The 15999-nt window shown below is 65.6% G+C and carries 17 protein-coding genes and 1 pseudogene; 10 read left to right on the top strand and 8 right to left on the bottom strand.

Annotated features, from left to right (window positions below; translation table 11 throughout):
* Nucleotides 1–10 precede the first annotated feature (10 nt).
* The 3 genes from HNP71_RS07610 to HNP71_RS07600 all read right to left on the bottom strand — a co-directional run bounded on the left by HNP71_RS07610 (nt 11) and on the right by HNP71_RS07600 (nt 2923).
* On the bottom strand, nt 11–1348 hold the full coding sequence (locus HNP71_RS07610; RefSeq protein WP_183266285.1) for a pyruvate dehydrogenase complex E1 component subunit beta: 1338 nt from the start codon (nt 1346–1348) through the stop codon (nt 11–13).
* 6 nt (nt 1349–1354) lie between these two features.
* Nucleotides 1355–2314 (bottom strand): pyruvate dehydrogenase (acetyl-transferring) E1 component subunit alpha, encoded by a 960-nt coding sequence (pdhA, locus tag HNP71_RS07605; RefSeq protein ID WP_183266329.1) that lies wholly within the window; start codon nt 2312–2314, stop codon nt 1355–1357.
* Between the two features lie 285 nt (nt 2315–2599).
* The gene (locus HNP71_RS07600) at nt 2600–2923 is read right to left on the bottom strand and encodes an FtsB family cell division protein (RefSeq protein ID WP_183266284.1); all 324 of its coding nucleotides are present in this window, start codon (nt 2921–2923) and stop codon (nt 2600–2602) included.
* A gap of 206 nt (nt 2924–3129) precedes the next feature.
* Between HNP71_RS07600 and HNP71_RS07595 the strand changes: the two genes are divergently transcribed.
* Complete coding sequence (locus tag HNP71_RS07595; protein ID WP_183266283.1) at nt 3130–3534, top strand: hypothetical protein; 405 nt, start codon at nt 3130–3132, stop codon at nt 3532–3534.
* A gap of 54 nt (nt 3535–3588) precedes the next feature.
* On the opposite strand, the gene hemF is transcribed toward HNP71_RS07595, so the two are convergent.
* A complete protein-coding gene (gene hemF, locus HNP71_RS07590) occupies nt 3589–4443 on the bottom strand; it encodes an oxygen-dependent coproporphyrinogen oxidase (RefSeq protein WP_183266282.1) in 855 nt (284 codons plus the stop codon).
* Between the two features lie 111 nt (nt 4444–4554).
* On the opposite strand from hemF, the gene petA reads away from it, so the two are divergent.
* From petA to HNP71_RS07570, 4 genes are read left to right on the top strand one after another with little or no spacing between them, the layout of a single operon-like run.
* Complete coding sequence (gene petA, locus HNP71_RS07585; RefSeq protein WP_183266281.1) at nt 4555–5112, top strand: ubiquinol-cytochrome c reductase iron-sulfur subunit; 558 nt, start codon at nt 4555–4557, stop codon at nt 5110–5112.
* Nucleotides 5113–5124: 12 nt separating this feature from the next.
* Entirely contained in the window at nt 5125–6231 is a 1107-nt protein-coding gene (locus tag HNP71_RS07580; protein ID WP_183266280.1) for a cytochrome b N-terminal domain-containing protein, read from the top strand.
* Nucleotides 6228–6941 (top strand): cytochrome c1, encoded by a 714-nt coding sequence (locus tag HNP71_RS07575; protein ID WP_183266279.1) that lies wholly within the window; start codon nt 6228–6230, stop codon nt 6939–6941. The genes HNP71_RS07580 and HNP71_RS07575 overlap by 4 nt, the downstream gene beginning before the upstream one ends.
* A complete protein-coding gene (locus HNP71_RS07570) occupies nt 6938–7510 on the top strand; it encodes a uracil-DNA glycosylase family protein (protein ID WP_343062354.1) in 573 nt (190 codons plus the stop codon). The genes HNP71_RS07575 and HNP71_RS07570 overlap by 4 nt, the downstream gene beginning before the upstream one ends.
* Here HNP71_RS07570 and HNP71_RS07565 read toward each other — a convergent pair.
* Both HNP71_RS07565 and rfaE1 read right to left on the bottom strand, forming a co-directional pair.
* Complete coding sequence (locus HNP71_RS07565; protein ID WP_183266278.1) at nt 7496–8155, bottom strand: GNAT family N-acetyltransferase; 660 nt, start codon at nt 8153–8155, stop codon at nt 7496–7498. The two genes, HNP71_RS07570 and HNP71_RS07565, sit on opposite strands and share 15 nt — an antisense overlap.
* Before the next feature lie 3 nt (nt 8156–8158).
* The gene (gene rfaE1, locus HNP71_RS07560) at nt 8159–9619 is read right to left on the bottom strand and encodes a D-glycero-beta-D-manno-heptose-7-phosphate kinase (RefSeq protein WP_183266277.1); all 1461 of its coding nucleotides are present in this window, start codon (nt 9617–9619) and stop codon (nt 8159–8161) included.
* Between the two features lie 65 nt (nt 9620–9684).
* Here rfaE1 and hslO point away from each other — a divergent pair, with 65 nt between their 5' ends.
* The 5 genes from hslO to dnaA all read left to right on the top strand — a co-directional run bounded on the left by hslO (nt 9685) and on the right by dnaA (nt 13901).
* Nucleotides 9685–10626 carry an Hsp33 family molecular chaperone HslO gene (gene hslO, locus HNP71_RS07555; protein WP_183266276.1) on the top strand — a complete coding sequence of 314 codons (942 nt, stop codon included), beginning with the start codon at nt 9685–9687 and terminating at the stop codon, nt 10624–10626.
* Nucleotides 10627–10633: 7 nt separating this feature from the next.
* Nucleotides 10634–11374 carry a hypothetical protein gene (locus HNP71_RS07550; RefSeq protein WP_183266275.1) on the top strand — a complete coding sequence of 247 codons (741 nt, stop codon included), beginning with the start codon at nt 10634–10636 and terminating at the stop codon, nt 11372–11374.
* Entirely contained in the window at nt 11371–11715 is a 345-nt protein-coding gene (locus HNP71_RS07545; protein ID WP_183266274.1) for a cupin domain-containing protein, read from the top strand. The genes HNP71_RS07550 and HNP71_RS07545 overlap by 4 nt, the downstream gene beginning before the upstream one ends.
* 86 nt (nt 11716–11801) lie before the next feature.
* Nucleotides 11802–12068 carry a 30S ribosomal protein S20 gene (gene rpsT, locus HNP71_RS07540; RefSeq protein WP_183266273.1) on the top strand — a complete coding sequence of 89 codons (267 nt, stop codon included), beginning with the start codon at nt 11802–11804 and terminating at the stop codon, nt 12066–12068.
* A gap of 387 nt (nt 12069–12455) precedes the next feature.
* A complete protein-coding gene (gene dnaA, locus HNP71_RS07535; protein WP_408840743.1) occupies nt 12456–13901 on the top strand; it encodes a chromosomal replication initiator protein DnaA in 1446 nt (481 codons plus the stop codon).
* A gap of 196 nt (nt 13902–14097) precedes the next feature.
* Here dnaA and HNP71_RS07530 read toward each other — a convergent pair whose 3' ends face one another.
* Nucleotides 14098–14913: a TIGR00282 family metallophosphoesterase gene (locus HNP71_RS07530; RefSeq protein ID WP_183266272.1), complete on the bottom strand. Its 816-nt coding sequence runs from the start codon at nt 14911–14913 to the stop codon at nt 14098–14100.
* Nucleotides 14910–15995 (bottom strand): annotated as a pseudogene (gene recF, locus HNP71_RS07525) (DNA replication/repair protein RecF); the annotation flags it as partial. The pseudogene recF and the gene HNP71_RS07530, both read right to left, overlap by 4 nt.
* Nucleotides 15996–15999 lie beyond the last annotated feature (4 nt).

The following is a 15999-nucleotide window of genomic DNA, read 5'->3' as shown; positions in this document are numbered from 1 at the left end:
CCTCCCTTGCTCAGAACAGTTTCTTTACCGCTTCCACAACCCAGTTGGGCTGCGGCAGGGCGAGTTTTTCGAGGTTGGCGGCATAGGGCATCGGCACATCGACACCCGCCACGCGCACCGGCGGGGCGTCCAGCCAGTCGAAGCAGTTTTCCACCACGGTGGCGATGATCTCGGAGCCAATGCCCGCGAACGGCCAGCCCTCTTCCACGCTCACCACGCGGCTGGTCTTCTTCACGCTGGCGGCGATGGTCTCGATATCCAGCGGCCGGATGGTGCGCAGGTTGATCACCTCGGCGGAAATGCCCTGCTCGGCCAGCGCCTCGGCGGCCTTCAGCGCCGTGTCCACCATGATCGAGAAGGCGATGATCGTCACATCCGTGCCTGCGCGCTCGATTTTGGCCTTGCCGATGGGCAGGATGAAATCATCCGAGGTCGGGCACTCGAAGGTGTGGCCGTAGAGGATCTCGTTTTCCAGGAAGATCACCGGGTTCGGATCGCGGATGGCCGCGCGCATCAGCCCCTTGGCATCGGCGGCGGACCAGGGGGCCACGACCTTCAGCCCAGGGCAATGCGCGTACCAGCTGGCATAGCACTGGCTATGCTGGGCGCCCACGCGGGCCGCAGCGCCGTTCGGGCCGCGGAATACGATCTGCGCGCCCATCTGCCCGCCGGACATATACAGCGTCTTGGCGGCGGAGTTGATGATATGGTCGATCGCCTGCATGGCGAAGTTGAAGGTCATGAACTCGACGATCGGCTTCAGCCCGTTCATCGCCGCGCCCACGGCAAGGCCGGTAAAGCCATGCTCGGTGATCGGGGTGTCGATCACGCGCTTCGGCCCGAACTCGTCCAGCATGCCCTGGGAGATTTTATACGCGCCCTGATACTGCGCGACTTCCTCGCCCATCAGGAACACATCCTTGTCGGCGCGCATTTCCAGGCTCATGCCCTCGCGCAGCGCCTCACGCACAGTCATCGGCTTGGTCGGGCCCCAATCCTTCTCCACCGGCTCCTGCGGTGTGGCCGGAACATGGGCCTTGGGGGCGGCAACCGGCGCGGGGGCGGCGGCAACCGGGGCAGGGGCGGGCGCCGGGGCGGCGGCAGCGCCGTCACCGGCCAAGCGGGCGATCACGGTATTCACCGCAACCCCCTCGGTGCCTTCCGGCACCAGGATTTCGCTCAGCTTGCCTTCGTCCACGGCTTCCACTTCCATGGTCGCCTTGTCAGTCTCGATCTCGGCGATCACGTCGCCGGATTTGACTTCATCGCCCGGCTGCTTGAGCCATTTGGCCAGCTTGCCCTCGGTCATGGTGGGCGAGAGGGCGGGCATCAGGATATCGATCGGCATTTTGGCTCAGCCCTCCACCAGCACATCGGTATATAGTTCGGACGGATTCGGCTCCGGCGAGGTCTGCGAGAAATCCGCCGCCTCCTGCACCCGGACCTTCACGTCATCGTCGAGTTTCTTCAGCTCCGCCTCGGTAATGCCCAGCGTCAGCAGCTTGGCCTTGGCGGCGTCCAGGCAGTCGTGTTCGGCGCGCATGCGCTGCACTTCCTCGCGGGTGCGGTACTTCGCCGGGTCGGACATCGAGTGCCCGCGATAGCGGTAGGTCTTCATCTCCAGCAGGAACGGCCCCTTGCCCGCGCGGCAATGCGCCACGGCCTCGGCGCCGGCTTCCTTCACGGCCAGCACGTCCATGCCGTCCACCGAGAGGCTGGGCATGCCCCAGGGCACGCCGTTGAGCGAAAGATCGCGCGAGGCGGAGGCGCGCTCGACCGAGGTGCCCATGGCGTAGTGGTTGTTCTCGATAACGAACACCACCGGCAGCTTGAGCAGGTTGGCCAGGTTGAAGCTCTCGTAAACCTGGCCCTGGTTGGCCGCGCCCTCGCCGAAATAGGTGAGGGAGACGCGGTCATTCTCGCGATACCAGTTGGAGAAGCCGAGGCCGGTGCCCAGCGAGACCTGCGCGCCAACGATGCCATGTCCGCCGAAGAAGCCCTTCTCCTTGCTGAACATGTGCATGGAGCCGCCCTTGCCCTTGGAGTACCCGCCGATGCGGCCCGTGAGCTCGGCCATCACGCCTTTCGGGTCCATGCCGCAGGCCAGCATGTGGCCGTGGTCGCGGTAGGAGGTGATGACCTCATCCCCCTCGCCGATACAATGCTGCATGCCCACCACCACGGCCTCCTGGCCGATATACAGGTGGCAGAACCCGGCGATCAGGCCCATGCCGTAAAGCTGTCCGGCTTTTTCCTCAAAGCGGCGGATCAGCAGCATGTTTCCATAAGCGGCGAGCAGCTCGTCGCGGTCCATCGACTCAGCGTTCTTGCGGGGTTTGCGGCTTCTCTCGGGACTTGCGGCCATGTCCTGGGGGCTCCCTTTGGCACAGTTTATCTAAAGCCGCCTATGCCAAGATTTTTGCGCCGCGCAAAGAGCGAATTGCCAAACCCGCCTTGTTGCGCTGCAAAAAATCAAATTAACCATAATTTGGTTAATTTAGCCATTCTGCGTAGGGGGTAAAAACAGGCGCGAAACAAAATTGCGTGCAAAGCGCCAGCCTCGCACGCATCATTCCGCTCTTTTGCGAAAATAAACTGATTATTCGGCGGCGCGGCCGGTGGAGAGGTCGATCACGATATCGCCAGGATCAGCGAGGTTCAGCACCGCGCGCGCCTGCTCATCCAGCATGTCCGGGTGGATAGACTGGCCGGAGAGATCCGCGATCTTCGTCTGCCAGGCCTGACGCTCGGCATGCACGGTCTGGTATTGCGCCGTGGCCTGGGCCAGCTCGGTCTTCTGCACCTGCTGTGCCTCCAGCCCACTTTTGCCGTGAATCGCGTTCCAGCCGAAGTAATAGGTAATGCCCAGGAACACGGCTGGGGCGATGATGGCGCGGAGACGATACTTTATGAGGCGCTGCACGATAAACCCTTGACCGCGATAGGAAGTTGGACGCCGCTGATTGTTGGCCGAACGCGAACCGTTGCGCAACAGGTTTTTTACTTAGCCTTATGATTTTAATAAATATAATTAAATTTTGGCATGCCATGTTTTAGCCCTGCTTCCGCCCCGGTCTCGCCTCGGGCAATGACGATGTCTGGATTATCGAATTGGAGGGGTTTCCACCCATGAAGCTTAAATCTCTGCTCGGCGCCGCGGCGTTTGCCGCTGTGCTGGGTTTTAGCGCCGCCCCGGCTTTTGCCCAGGAATGGCATGACCACGACGGCGGTGGCTGGCATGGCGGCGATGGTGGTGGCTGGCATGGTGGAGACGGTGGTGGCTGGCACGGCGGTGACGGTGGCCATGGACATTGGGATGGCCGCGAGGGTTACCGCGACTGGCATGGCCATGGCTATTGGGATGGCAACCGTGGCTGGCATTGGTATCCCGGCTGGGGCCCCGGTTACGGCTATTACGGCCCGCAGCCGGTCTGGGTCGCGCCGCCGCCGGTGTATTACGCGCCACCGCCCGTTGTGGTCGCGCCCGTGCCGTCCATCGTCATCACCCCTGGCGGGATTGGTATTACGCCGTAAGGCTGCCGCAAAAATCCACCCTGGCGGCCGCCAGGGTGGATCAAAGAAGAGTCTCTAGGGCCATTTCACTTCCGGCGGCATGGACATGAGGATCGCCTCGGTATTACCGCCGGTTTTCAAGCCGAACATCGTGCCGCGGTCGTAGAGCAGGTTGAACTCCACATAGCGCCCGCGGCGGATAAGCTGCGCCTCGCGCTCCGCTGGCGTGTAGGGCTCGGCAAAGCGCCGCCTTGCGATAGGCGGGTAGGCGGCCAGGAACGCCTCGCCGACATCGCGGGTGAAGGCGAAATCGGCCTCCGCATCGCCGGAGTGCAGATAATCGTAGAAAATGCCACCGGCGCCGCGCGGTTCCTTGCGGTGAGGCAGGTAGAAATACTCGTCGCACCAGGCTTTGAACTTCGGGTAGTAATCCGGGTTGTGGCGCTCGCAGGCGGCGCGGTAGGCGCTGTGGAAAAGTGCCGCGTCCTCCGCCGCTTCCGCCGTGCCGGGTTGCAGCGGCGTAAGGTCGCCCCCACCGCCAAACCAGCCCTTGGCCGTCACAATCATGCGCGTGTTCATATGCACCGCCGGCACTCTGGGGCTGCGCGGGTGGGCCACAAGCGAGATCCCCGCCGCCCAGAATTTCGCCCCAGCCTCGGTGCCGGGGATGCGCTTGGCGAAATCCTCGGAGAACTCGCCCTCCACCACCGAGACATTCACCCCGGCCTTCTCGAACACCTGGCCTCGGATCACGCTCATCACGCCGCCGCCGCCGCCTGGGCGGTCCCATGCGGTGCGGACGAAGCGTCCGGGCTCCGGCCCGGCCAGATCCTCTATGGCCTCGAATTCGGCGCAGATACGGTCGCGCAGTTGCGCGAACCAGGCGGCGGCGCGGGGTTTCAGTGTCTCATGCGGTGGGGGGATGCTCATGTCCATCTCTTAAGATGTTCCCCGCCCGGCTTCCACTCTTGAATACTCTTGAAATTTTTCGGCTTTGCCCTCATGCCTTGCATACAGGAGTTTCACTCCGGGGAGAAAACAATGGCTGAAACAGCAGCTACCGAGGCTTTCGGGCAGGGGACTGAGTCCCGGCGCGGCTTTCTCACAATTCTCACGGGGGCGGCGAGCGCCGTGGCGGCGGGGGCCGTTCTCTGGCCGCTGGTGGACGCGCTGAACCCGGACGCGCAGAGCGAGTCCCGCGCCCGTATGGTCGTCAATGTCGCCGATATCGCCGAGAACACCGCCAAGACGGTGCAGTGGAACGGCCTGCCGATTTATATCCGCAAACTCACCGCCCAGCAGATCGCCGCCGCTCAGGCCGTGGTGACGGACACGCTGCCCGACCCGGCGGATTTCACCGCGCGCGTGAATGCCGCGTACCAGAATTACGTGGTGGTGGTGGGGCTGAACACCGGCATAACCTGCGCGTTGGAGGGTAATGACCCATCCGACCCGCGCGGCGATTACGATGGCTGGCTCTGCCCCTGCGACGGCAGCCAGTACGACGCGCTGGGGCGCGTGCGGTCCGGCCCGGCGACGAAGAATCTCGCCATTCCCCGCTTCACATTCATCAACGCCGCGCAAATTCGGCTGGGCTGAGGGGAGGGCATCATGACCACGGAAACCAAACAAATTCCCTGCCTCGGCGCCCTGTGCGCCTGCCTGTGCGCGCCGGTGCATAAGCCCGAGGGCAAATATCTCGACACATTGCCCGGCCTGACCGCCATTCTCCTAGCCTTCCTCACGCTCTCGGGGCTGGTGCTGGCGGTGTATTACGACCCCTGGCACGCTTTCGCTTCGGTGGGGTTCATCGGGCACGAGGTGAATAATGGCTGGCTGGTGCAGGCCTACCACGCCACCGGCGCCACCGCGCTGTTCGGGCTGGTGTATCTGTATCTGTTCCGCGCCATGCTCACGCGCGGCTATCGGGCGCCGGGCGAATTGGTGTGGGGGCTGGGGGTGAAGCTGATGGCCGTGCTGCTGCTGGTCGGCTGGCTGGGGTTTGTGCTCACCGGAGGGGCGGCGGCTTATTGGTCGCTGTTCAAGGCGTCCAACGGGGCGCTGGCGCTGTCCGGCGCGGCGGGGGCGATCGGCGGCTGGTTCTTCGGCGGTCCGGCGGGGAGCGGCACGCTGGCGCGGCTGGAGCTGTTCCATGCCGTGCTGGCGGTAGGGGCGATGGCGGTGCTGTGGCTGCTGTTCGCGGCACGCCGGGCGGTGGTGCCCAGGGCCGAACCGGGCCAGGGCGTGGCCTTCTTCCCCTATTATCTGGCGCAATATCTGGTGGCGTTGGCGGTGTTCGCGCTCATCTTCTCGGTGCTGGCGTTTTTCACACCGCATCTCGGCCAGCCGGCGGTGAACGCCTTGCCAGCCGACCCGCTCACCTTGCCGCTGGGGACGGTTCTGCCCTGGTATCTGCTGCCGTTGGCCGGAATCGCCCAGGCGCTGCCGGGCATCTGGGGTGGCATTCTCGGCGTGGTTGGCGCGCTGGCCGTGCTGGCGGCGCTGCCCTGGCTCGACCGCTCCGGCCCCGCTGGCGCCAAGGGCGGGCTGTACTGCGTCTTCACCTGGGTGCTGGCGGCGGATGTCATCGGGCTTGGCATCACCGCGGCGGCGCGGAATTACCCGCAGGCCAGCCTGCTGCTGGTGCTGTTCACCTTCTGGTATTTCTTCCATTTTCTGGTGCTCACCCCGTTCGTCACCGCCATAGAGGCCAAATGATGCGCCGGTTTTTCGCCCCGCTTTTGGCCCTTGGCCTCGCCGTTGCCGGTAACGCCAGGGCCGAGGACACGCTCTCCCCGCTGCATTTCCAGAGTGACGGGCCGCTTGGCAGTATCGACAAAGCCGCCGCCCAGCGCGGGTTTCTGGTGTACCAGACCGTCTGTGCCGCCTGCCATTCCGCCAACGCCCTGCATTACCGCGACCTTGAGGCCTTGGGCCTGACGCCGGACCAGATGGCCGGTGTGGCCGCCGGGGTGAAACTGGCCGATGGCTCAGCGGCCACGCTGGACTCGCCCTTCAAGGATCCGGCCATGCCGGCGTCGGCCTTTGGCGGGGCGCTGCCGCCGGATCTCTCCTCCATCGCGGCCCAGCGTCCGGGTGGGGCGCAATATATTTACGCATTGCTCACCGGCTATGCCACGGCGCCCGATGGCGTGACGATGTTGCCAGGGCATTTCTACAACAAGGCGTTTCCGGGCGAGCAGGTCGCCATGCCGCCCGTGCTGCGCGACAATGCCGTAACCTATGCCGACGGCACCGCCGCCACCCAGAGCCAGGAGGCGGCGGACGTGGCTGAGTTCCTCACCTGGGCGGCGGACCCGAACCTCTCCACCCGGCACCAGATCGGCCTGCGCGCGGTGATCTTCTTTGCCTTCCTCGGCATCGTCGCGGTGATTTCCAAACGCCGCATCTGGCGCGAGGGCCGGTGAGCAAGTTCGACGAGGTTACGGCGGCGGCGCGGGCCTGCACCGTCTGCGCGCCGTATCTGCCGCTGGGGCCGAGGCCGGTGTTCCAGATCTCGAAAACCACGCGGCTGATCATCATCGGCCAGGCGCCGGGCACCAAGGTGCATGAGACGGGCATCCCGTTCAACGACGCCTCGGGCGAGCGGTTACGGGACTGGATGGGGATCGGGCGGGACGTGTTCTACGATGCCAAGCGTGTGGCCATCATGCCCATGGGGTTCTGCTACCCCGGGCGGCTGCCCAAAGGGGGCGATGCCCCGCCACGCCCGGAATGCGCCCCGCTCTGGCACGATAAGTTCCTGGCGCTGATGCCGAAGTTGGAGCTCTTCCTGCTCGTCGGCAGCTACGCGCAGAAGCGGTATCTGGGCAAGGGCACCATGACCGAGCATGTGCGTGCCGGAACCAAGGGCAAGTACATGGCGCTGCCGCACCCGTCCTGGCGGACCAATTTCTGGGAGAAGAAGAACCCCTGGTTTGGCGAGGAGGTTCTGCCTAGGCTGAAGAAAGAGGTCGCCCGCCTAACCGCGGAATGAGGCGAGGGAGCGGATGGCGGTGCCGCCCGCGTCGAAATTCTCAGGCGAGAGCCAAGCGAGGATAGCGTCGCGCCTTGCGGGCCATTCATCGGCCAGGATGGAGAACATCGCGGTGTCCCGCCGCTGGCTTTTCACCACCATATGGGCGCGGAGCAGGCCTTCATAGGTGAAGCCCAGGCGCAGGGCGGCGGCCTTCGAGGCCTCGTTGCGATTATCACATTTCCATACCAGGCGGCGGTAGCCGAGATCCTCGGCGGCGTGGCGCAGGAGGAGGAACATCGCCTCGGTGGCGGCGCGGGTGCGTTGGAGGCGGGGCGAGAACCAGATGGAGCCCAGCTCGATGGCGGCGTTCTGTGGCTCGATATTCATCAGGCTCAGCCAGCCCGAGGCCATGCCGGTGGAGACGGGGCGGATGGTCCAGAACAGGGCATCGAACCGCGAGGACGAAGCGGCAACGAAGCCTTCCAGCGCCTTGCGGTCGGCAAAGGGGCCGTAGGGAATGTAGGTGAAACTGGCCTCGGCGTTGCGCGCGGCCTCGGCCAGTTCCGCCACATGGCGGCGGTGCAGCGGCTCCAGCGCCACATGCGCGCCGGAATGGCCGGTGCGCGAGGGGACCGGGCGGGGCCAGGGATCGACCTCGCTCATGGCTTACCCCCGCAGCCGGGCCAGCGTGGCGGTGGTGGAGTGGCCGGGCAGGAGCTGCGCCAGCGCGACACTGCCGCCCCAGCTTTCCACGAGATCCGCGCCCACGACCGTATCGCGGGTATAGTCGGCGCCCTTGATCAGCACGTCCGGCTTGATCAGCTTGATCAGCTCGATCGGCGTGTCCTCCTCGAACAGGCAGACGAGATCGACCGAGGCGAGCGAGGCCAGCACGGCGGCGCGGGCGGCCTCGCCCTGGGCCGGGCGGGTGGGGCCTTTCAGGCGCTGTACCGAGGCGTCGGAATTGATGCCGACGATGAGGCGGTCGCACATGGCGCGGCATTGTTCCAGCAAATGCACATGGCCGGGGTGCAGCAGGTCGAAACACCCATTGGTGAAGCCCACCTTGTAGCCGCGCAGGCGCCAGCGCTCGGCGGCCTCGGCGGCGGCGGAGGGGGTGACGACCTTGCGCAGCGCGCCCGTGGCCGGGGCGATGGCGGTGAGGATGTCCGCCGGGCGGGCCACGGCGGTGCCGACCTTGCCCACCACGATGCCACCCGCGATGTTGGCGAGGCGGGCGGCGTCCTCCAGCGGGGTTTCGGCGGCCAGGGCGGTGGCGAGGGTGGCCACCACGGTGTCGCCAGCGCCGGAGACGTCGTACACCTCGCTGGCCTCGCCGGGGTAATGGCGGACGGCGTCGGCGGTGACGAGGGTCATGCCGTCCTCGGCGCGGGTAACGAGCACGGCGCCGAAATTGAAGTCATGCAGCAGGCTCTGCGCCGCGTGGACGATCTGCGCCTCGGTCTCCACCGGCAGGCCTGTGGCTTCGTGCAGTTCCTTGCGGTTGGGGGTGACGACATCGGCGCCGCGATAGCGCGTGTAGTCCCGCCCCTTGGGGTCCACGATGATCTTGCGGCCCAGCTTCTTCGCGCCCTCGATAAGCTGCTGGGTCACGCTCTCGCTCAGCACGCCCTTGTGGTAGTCGGAGAGGACGGTGACGGAGGTGGCGGCCATGGCGTCCAGCGCGATGCGCACGAGGCGCTCGCCCAGCTTCTCGGGCAGGGCGATGGTCTCCTCGCGGTCGGCGCGGATGAGGTGCTGGCCCTGGGCGATGTAACGGGTTTTGAGCGTGGTGGTGCGCCCGCCCTGCACCAGCAGCCAGGGTTCCACGCGCTCCTGCCCGCCGACCAGCGTGGTCAGCTCGGAGCCTGCCTGGTCGTCCCCCACCACGGAGACGAAGGCGGCCGCCGCGTCCAGCGCCACGAGGTTGCGCACCACGTTGCCCGCGCCGCCGGGCATCGCCACCTCGCGCGTGACGGTGAGGATGGGAACGGGAGCCTCGGGGCTGACGCGGGTGACATTGCCGTACACATAGCGGTCGAGCATCGCATCCCCCACCACGAGCACGCTCGCGCGGTGGAACTTCCTCACATAGGCGCCAAGGTCGGACGTATGATCTGCGGTCATGCGGAACCGCTAACCCGGCATTGGCATTATGGCAACGCGGGAAAACATGATTAAGTGGCAGGGCGATGACAGATCTTCCAGCTTTCCTTGATTCCTCCCGCCCCGGCGTGCCGGATTTGGCCGTCCCCCGTGGGGTGCTTCCCTTTTATTTGCCCAACCAGCCGGTGCGCGGCCGGGTGGTGCGGCTGGGGCCGCTGGCCGCCACGCTGCTCTCCCGCCACGAGCACAAGGCGCCGATAAAGGCCCTGCTCGGGCAGGCGCTGGCCCTGGCGGCGGCCCTTTCCAGCGCGTTGAAATTCAAGGGCTCCTTCTCCGTGCAGGCGCGCGGGGACGGTCCTGTCTCCCTGCTGGTGGCCGATTGCACCGAGGCCGGGGCGCTGCGCGGCTATGTGCGCGTGGACCATGAGGCCGAGATCGCCGAGGATGCCGATGCCGGCAGGCTGCTGGGGCAGGGCTATCTGGCCTTCACCGTGGACCAGGGCATGGACCGCGACCCGCAGCAGGGCATCGTGGCGCTGGAGGGGCCGGGCCTCGCCAACATGGCCGAATACTATTTCAAGCATTCCGAGCAGCTCCCGGCGCGGGTGTTCCTGGCCGCGGGGGAGACGCCTTCCGGCTGGCGGGCTTCGGCCCTGGTGCTGGAGCGGATCGCGGGTGCCGGGGGCATAGGCGAGGACGTGACCGAGGAGGAGCAGGAGGAGGCGTGGCGCACCGCCTGCATCCTGGCCGACACCATCACCCCCGCGGAGTTGCTGGACGACACGCTGCCGCCCGAGCGGCTGCTTTACCGGCTGTTCCATGGCGAGGGCGTGGCCGTGGGCAAGCCGCGCGCGCTTAGCTTCGGCTGCCGCTGCTCGCGCCAGCGCCTGGGCGGTATTCTCGAAGGCTTTCCCCAGGATGATCTCGACCACATGGCGGTTGACGGAGAGATCGTGATGACCTGTGAATTCTGCAACTTCGACTTCCGCTTCGCGCGGGATTCGGTAACCGGACGCCCTGGAGCCTGATCAACATATGAAGAGACTTCTTGCCGCTCTGCCCCTCTGCGCCCTGGCCGCGTGCAGCTCCTCCGAGCCGCCGCCCAGCTTCGCGCCGCTGGACTACTCTTATCTGCGCCCGATCACGCTGAAGGTGGCCAACCTGAGCGTGGTGAACAACTACGTGCCGGGCCCCGACGAGGCGGCGCTGGAGGCCAAGGATCCCGCCCCGCCCGGGCCGGTGCTGCTGGGCATGCTACAGCACCGGCTGCAGGCCTCGGGCCAGCCCGGCAGCGGCACGGTGACGATCCAGAACGCCTCGATCACCCAGGCGAATGGCAATCTCAACGGCGCGATGACGGTGGACCTGAACCTGACCAGCGCCGATGGGCGCTCGACCGGCTTTGCCGAGGCCAGCGTGACCGCCAGCCAGACCGCGCCGGACTCGGGTGACCCGGCCGATATGCAGGCGGCTTTGTACCAGATGACCAAGCGGCTGATGGACCAGATGAACGTGCAGCTGCCGTATCAGATCCTGCATAATGTCCGCAGCTGGGTGGTTTACACCGGTGCTGGCACCGGCGGTGGGGCGGCGGCTTCAGGCGGGGCTGGGGGTGGGGTGATCCAGGCGTCGCCGCTGAGCGCGCCTGCCGGCACCGCGGTTCCCTCCGCGCCCGCCTTGGCTGTCCCGGCCACCGGCGCGGTGAACACCAACACAGCGGTGCCCAATTATCTGCCCGGCGCGGGGCCGGCCGCCCTGGGGATGCCGGCGCAATGAGCGGGCTGAAGCGTTTGCCCCCGGCCGGTGGGGCGCCCTGGGAAGATGTGGCGGCGGAGAAGGTGGTTTACGGCACGCCCCAAACCCGGACCTGGGTGCTGTATGAGAACGTGCCCGACCGCCTCTATGCCGGGGAGTGGGAGGCCACTCCGGGCAAATGGCGCATCTCCTATGCTGAATGGGAGTATGTAGAGGTGATTTCGGGCGCCTGCGTCGTCGAGAGTGATGACGGCGAGCGCATCGAGGCCGGGCCGGGGGATAGATTCGTCATCGAACCCGGCTTTACCGGCACCTGGGAAGTGCTCTCGCCGATGCGGAAAACCTGGGTTATCCGCGAATAATGGGGGTTTTTCCGTTCCCTGCTTGACGGGCGGCTCTGGCGGGTCTAGACCGCGCGCTCTGTTGAACACTCTTTGTTTTGGACACCATGGCCAATATCGCATCTGCTGAGAAACGCATCCGTCAGACCCTGAAGCGCACGGCGCGCAACAAGGCACGCAAGTCGCGCGTCCACACCGCCATTCGCAAGGTCGAGGAAGCTGTGGAGGCCGGGAACAAGGAACTGGCCCTCGCCGCCTTCCGCGCCGCGCAGCCCGAGCTGCAGCGCGCCGCTGGGAAGGGCGTGCTGAAGGCGAACGCGGTCTCCCGCAAGATCTCCCGCCTCTCCGCCCAGGTGAAGGCCGTCGCCGCCTAATTGAAGGCTGCGTCCGGGCGCTGAAAACGTCCGTTTAAAAATAGAGACGAAATGGCAGCGCTGTCATCTTCATGAAAAATGAGATGACAGCGCTGTTCTTGTTGCACCTTTCCGCCATGTTGCTGTTTGGAAATGCAGTTGGTACGCCAAGAAAGTTTTTCAGCTATAAGTCTTTGATTTTGTTGCTTTAAAACATTAACTCAGAGGCTTGTTCGCAAACGCGGAAGCATTGAGCGCTTGCGCCATTTTGTAATTTTGACCTACAGTTAGGTCCTTAATACGACCATCCATAACTGTCTCAATTTTGGGAGGATTGGCTTACCGGCTGATATCTTTCCGGAACAGGGAGGGTGTGAGCTGGAGTCGAGGCCGGAGCAGAATATGGGTATGAGCCTGGAGATCAGTTCGATGCGTGACGGTGACGCTTTGTCGAGAATATCTCCGGCGCGGCAGGACGAGGTAGGTTTGAACGAGCAATGGGCCCGTGTGCGCGCCCGGCTCCAGGCGGAAGTCGGTGAGGTTGAGTACCGCACTTGGCTGAAGCAGGTTGCCCTTGCCGGCGTTGCCGGCGACGAGGTGACCGTGATCCTGCCGACACGCTTCCTGCGCGACTGGGTGAACAAGGAATATGGCGAGCTGATCACCGCGTTTTGGCAGGCGGAGAACCCCGCCATCCGCAACGTGGAAATCCGCACCGGCACGCAAACCCGCGGCACCGCCCCGAGCCTGGCTGAAGCGTCCGCCCCGGTTCAGGCGCTTGCCCCCGCCGCCGCCCCGGCCCAGCCCGCGCGCCCGGATTCCGCCGCGCCGCTGGACCAGCGCTTCACCTTCGATACCTTCGTCGTCGGCAAGCCGAACGAATTCGCCTATGCCTGCGCCCGGCGCGTGGCCGAGGCCCCGGCCACGCCGGGCTTCAACCCGCTGTTCCTGTATGGCGGCGTCGGCCTGGGCAAGACGCATCTGATGCACGCCATTGCCTGGGAGCTTTCCAACCGGGGCAATGGCCGGGCCCCTGCGTCCGTCGCTTATATGTCGGCGGAAAAGTTCATGTACCGCTTCATCAACGCGCTGCGCTCGCAGTCCACGCTTGAGTTCAAGAACGAGCTGCGCTCGGTCGACGTGCTGATGATCGACGACCTGCAATTCCTCATCGGCAAAGACAATACGCAGGAAGAGTTCTTCCACACGTTCAACGCGCTTGTGGATGCGGGCAAACAGATCGTCATCTCCGCTGACAAGTCGCCCTCCGATCTTTCGGGGCTTGAGGATCGTCTGCGCACCCGCCTAGGCTGCGGCATGGTTGCCGATCTTCATGCAACCACTTTTGAACTTCGCTACTCCATTCTGGAGGCGAAGGCGCAGAGGGCGGGAGTTGAGGTGCCGGCCAAGGTGCTGGAGTTCCTGGCGCGCAAGATCACGACCAATAACCGTGAGCTGGAAGGTGCTTTGAACCGCTTGGTGGCGCATGCGAATTTGTTTAATCGTCCACTGACGATGGAAACGGCGCATGAGGTGCTGCACGACGTGCTGAGAGCGCATGATCGCAAGATCTCCATCCAGGAGATCCAGAAGAAGGTATCGGAGCATTACAATATCCGCGTCTCCGAGATGTCCTCTGCCCGGCGCGCGCGCAACATTGCCCGCCCCCGGCAGATCGCCATGTATTTGGCCAAGCAGCTCACCTCGAAGAGCCTGCCGGATATCGGCCGCCACTTTGGCGACCGCGACCATACCACTGTGATGCATGCCGTGAACCGCGTTACAGAGCTCATTGCCCAGGACGTCGCCTTCGCGGAGGACGTGGACCTGCTGCGCCGTACGCTGGAGAGCTGAGGGCGGTACCCTCAGGGGGCGTTGCCCCCTGAAACCCCCACCAAGGGCCGAGAGGCCCTTGGAACCCACCCGGCAAAGAAAAAGGGCTCCACAAGGGAGCCCTTTTTCTTTGCCGAATTATTGAGGTCCAGGAACTCGGTTCCTGGCTGGGGGGCTTGGGGGGACAGCGTCCCCCCGAAGGCACTGTCCCTCGGCCCTACAGCTTCGGCATGGCCGGCGCCAAGCGGCCGCCGAGGCGCACGGGTTCGATGCGGGTGGCGAGGCCGGTGGCGTCGTTGGTTTCGATGAACGCGCCGCAGAGTGTGGCCGGGCCTTCCGCTGGGGTGAGGCGGTCGCCGGGCAGTTTGCGGATGAGGCGGCCGATGGCGCCCTCCTTCTGCATCCCGATCACGGAGTCGTAATCGCCGCACATGCCGAGATCGGTGGCATAGGCGGTGCCGCCGGGCAGCACCTGATGGTCCGCCGTGGGAATATGTGTATGCGTGCCGGTGACGGAGGAAACCCGGCCGTCGAAGGCATGGGCGAAAGCCATTTTCTCGGAGCTGGCCTCGGCGTGGATGTCCAGCAATATGGCGTGCGTGGTGACACCGAGCTTATGGCGGGAGAGCAGCTCCTCGGTGGTGCGGAAGGGGCAGTCCAGCGGGTCCATGAACAGCCGCCCCATGGCCTGGACGACGAGCACCTTGCGGCCATCGGGCAGGGGGATGAGCGCCGAGCCTTGCCCCGGCGTGCCGGGGGGATAGTTGATGGGGCGCAGCAGGCGTTTTTCCTGCGCGATATAGGGGATGATCTCGCGCCGGTCCCAGGCATGGTTGCCCAGGGTGATGGCGTCGGCCCCAACGGCGAACAGGGCTTGCGCCATGTCCGGCCCCAGCCCGAAGCCATGGCTGGCGTTTTCGGCGTTGACGGCAACAAAATCGAGTTTCAGCGCGGCGCGCAACTCGGGGATATGCTTCAGCGCTGCTTCGCGGCCGGCGCGGCCGAGCAGATCGCCCAGGAACAGTAATCTCATAGCGCGTCTATAGAGCCTTCGCGGATGGTGTAACAGGCGGCGCCCAGCCCAGCGAAGGTTTCGTGGTCGGTGCCGGTGAGCCAGGCGGAGAGCGCGCCGGTGTTCAGCGCTGCGAACAGGGCGGCGCGGCGGATGGAGTCCAGATGCACCAGTGGTTCGTCGAGCAGCAGCAGCGGCGGGGTGCCGCGCGCGGTGGCGATGAGCGAGGCATGGCCGAGCACGATGCCGATGAGCATGGCCTTCTGCTGCCCGGTGGAGGAGAGGGCAGCGGGACGGTTGGAGTCCGCGTCGGCAATAAGGAAGTCCGTGCGCTGCGGGCCAAGGCTGGCGCTCCGCGCGGCAGCGTCCTGCGCGCGGGCATGGGCATAGGCGGCGCGCAGGGCGTCTTCCACTTCCAGCGCCGGGGTGGCGGCGAGGCGCGTGGCGATGGCGCAGTCGAGTGCCAGGGCGACGCGGGGGAAGGGATCGGCAGCACCTGTGGCGATGGCGGTGTTGAGCCGGGTAAGCAGGGCCATGCGCGCGGCGGTGGCGGCAACGGCATGGCGGGCCATGGAATCTTCCAGCCCCGCGAGCCAGGCGGCCTCCGCGCGGTCTTCCGCCAGCAGGCGGTTACGCTGGGCGGAGGCGGATTCGAAGGCCGCGATCTCGCGGGCATGGCTGGGCTCCAGGGCCACTACCAGACGGTCGAGGAATTTGCGGCGGCCGGAGGCGGTGTCGGTGAAGAGCCGGTCCATCTGCGGGGTGAGCCACACGGCGGCGAGCTGCTCCGCCACCTCGGACTGGGTGCGGGGCTTGGCGCCATTCAGGCGGAATTCCCGGCGGTCGGGCGCGCCCTCGGTTTGGGCGGTGCCGATTTCCAGGCCGTTGCTGAATTGCGCGGCCACGGCCCAGCTTCCTGAGGCGCCGGGGCCACGGCGGGCGAGTTCGGAGAATTTGGTTCCACGCAGGCCGCGTCCGGGGACAAGCAGGGACAGGGCTTCGAGCAGATTGGTTTTGCCCGTGCCATTGGGACCCGCAAACACAACAAGCCGCGCTGCGGGTTCAAACCGTAGCGCGGCGTAGGAGCGGAAATCCGTGAGGGTGAGG

The sequence above is a fragment of the Acidocella aromatica genome, from assembly GCF_014201825.1.
GTDB lineage: Bacteria > Pseudomonadota > Alphaproteobacteria > Acetobacterales > Acetobacteraceae > Acidocella > Acidocella aromatica.
The sequence above is the reverse complement of the archived record's forward strand: the minus strand, read 5'-3'. Positions and strand labels throughout refer to the sequence as shown.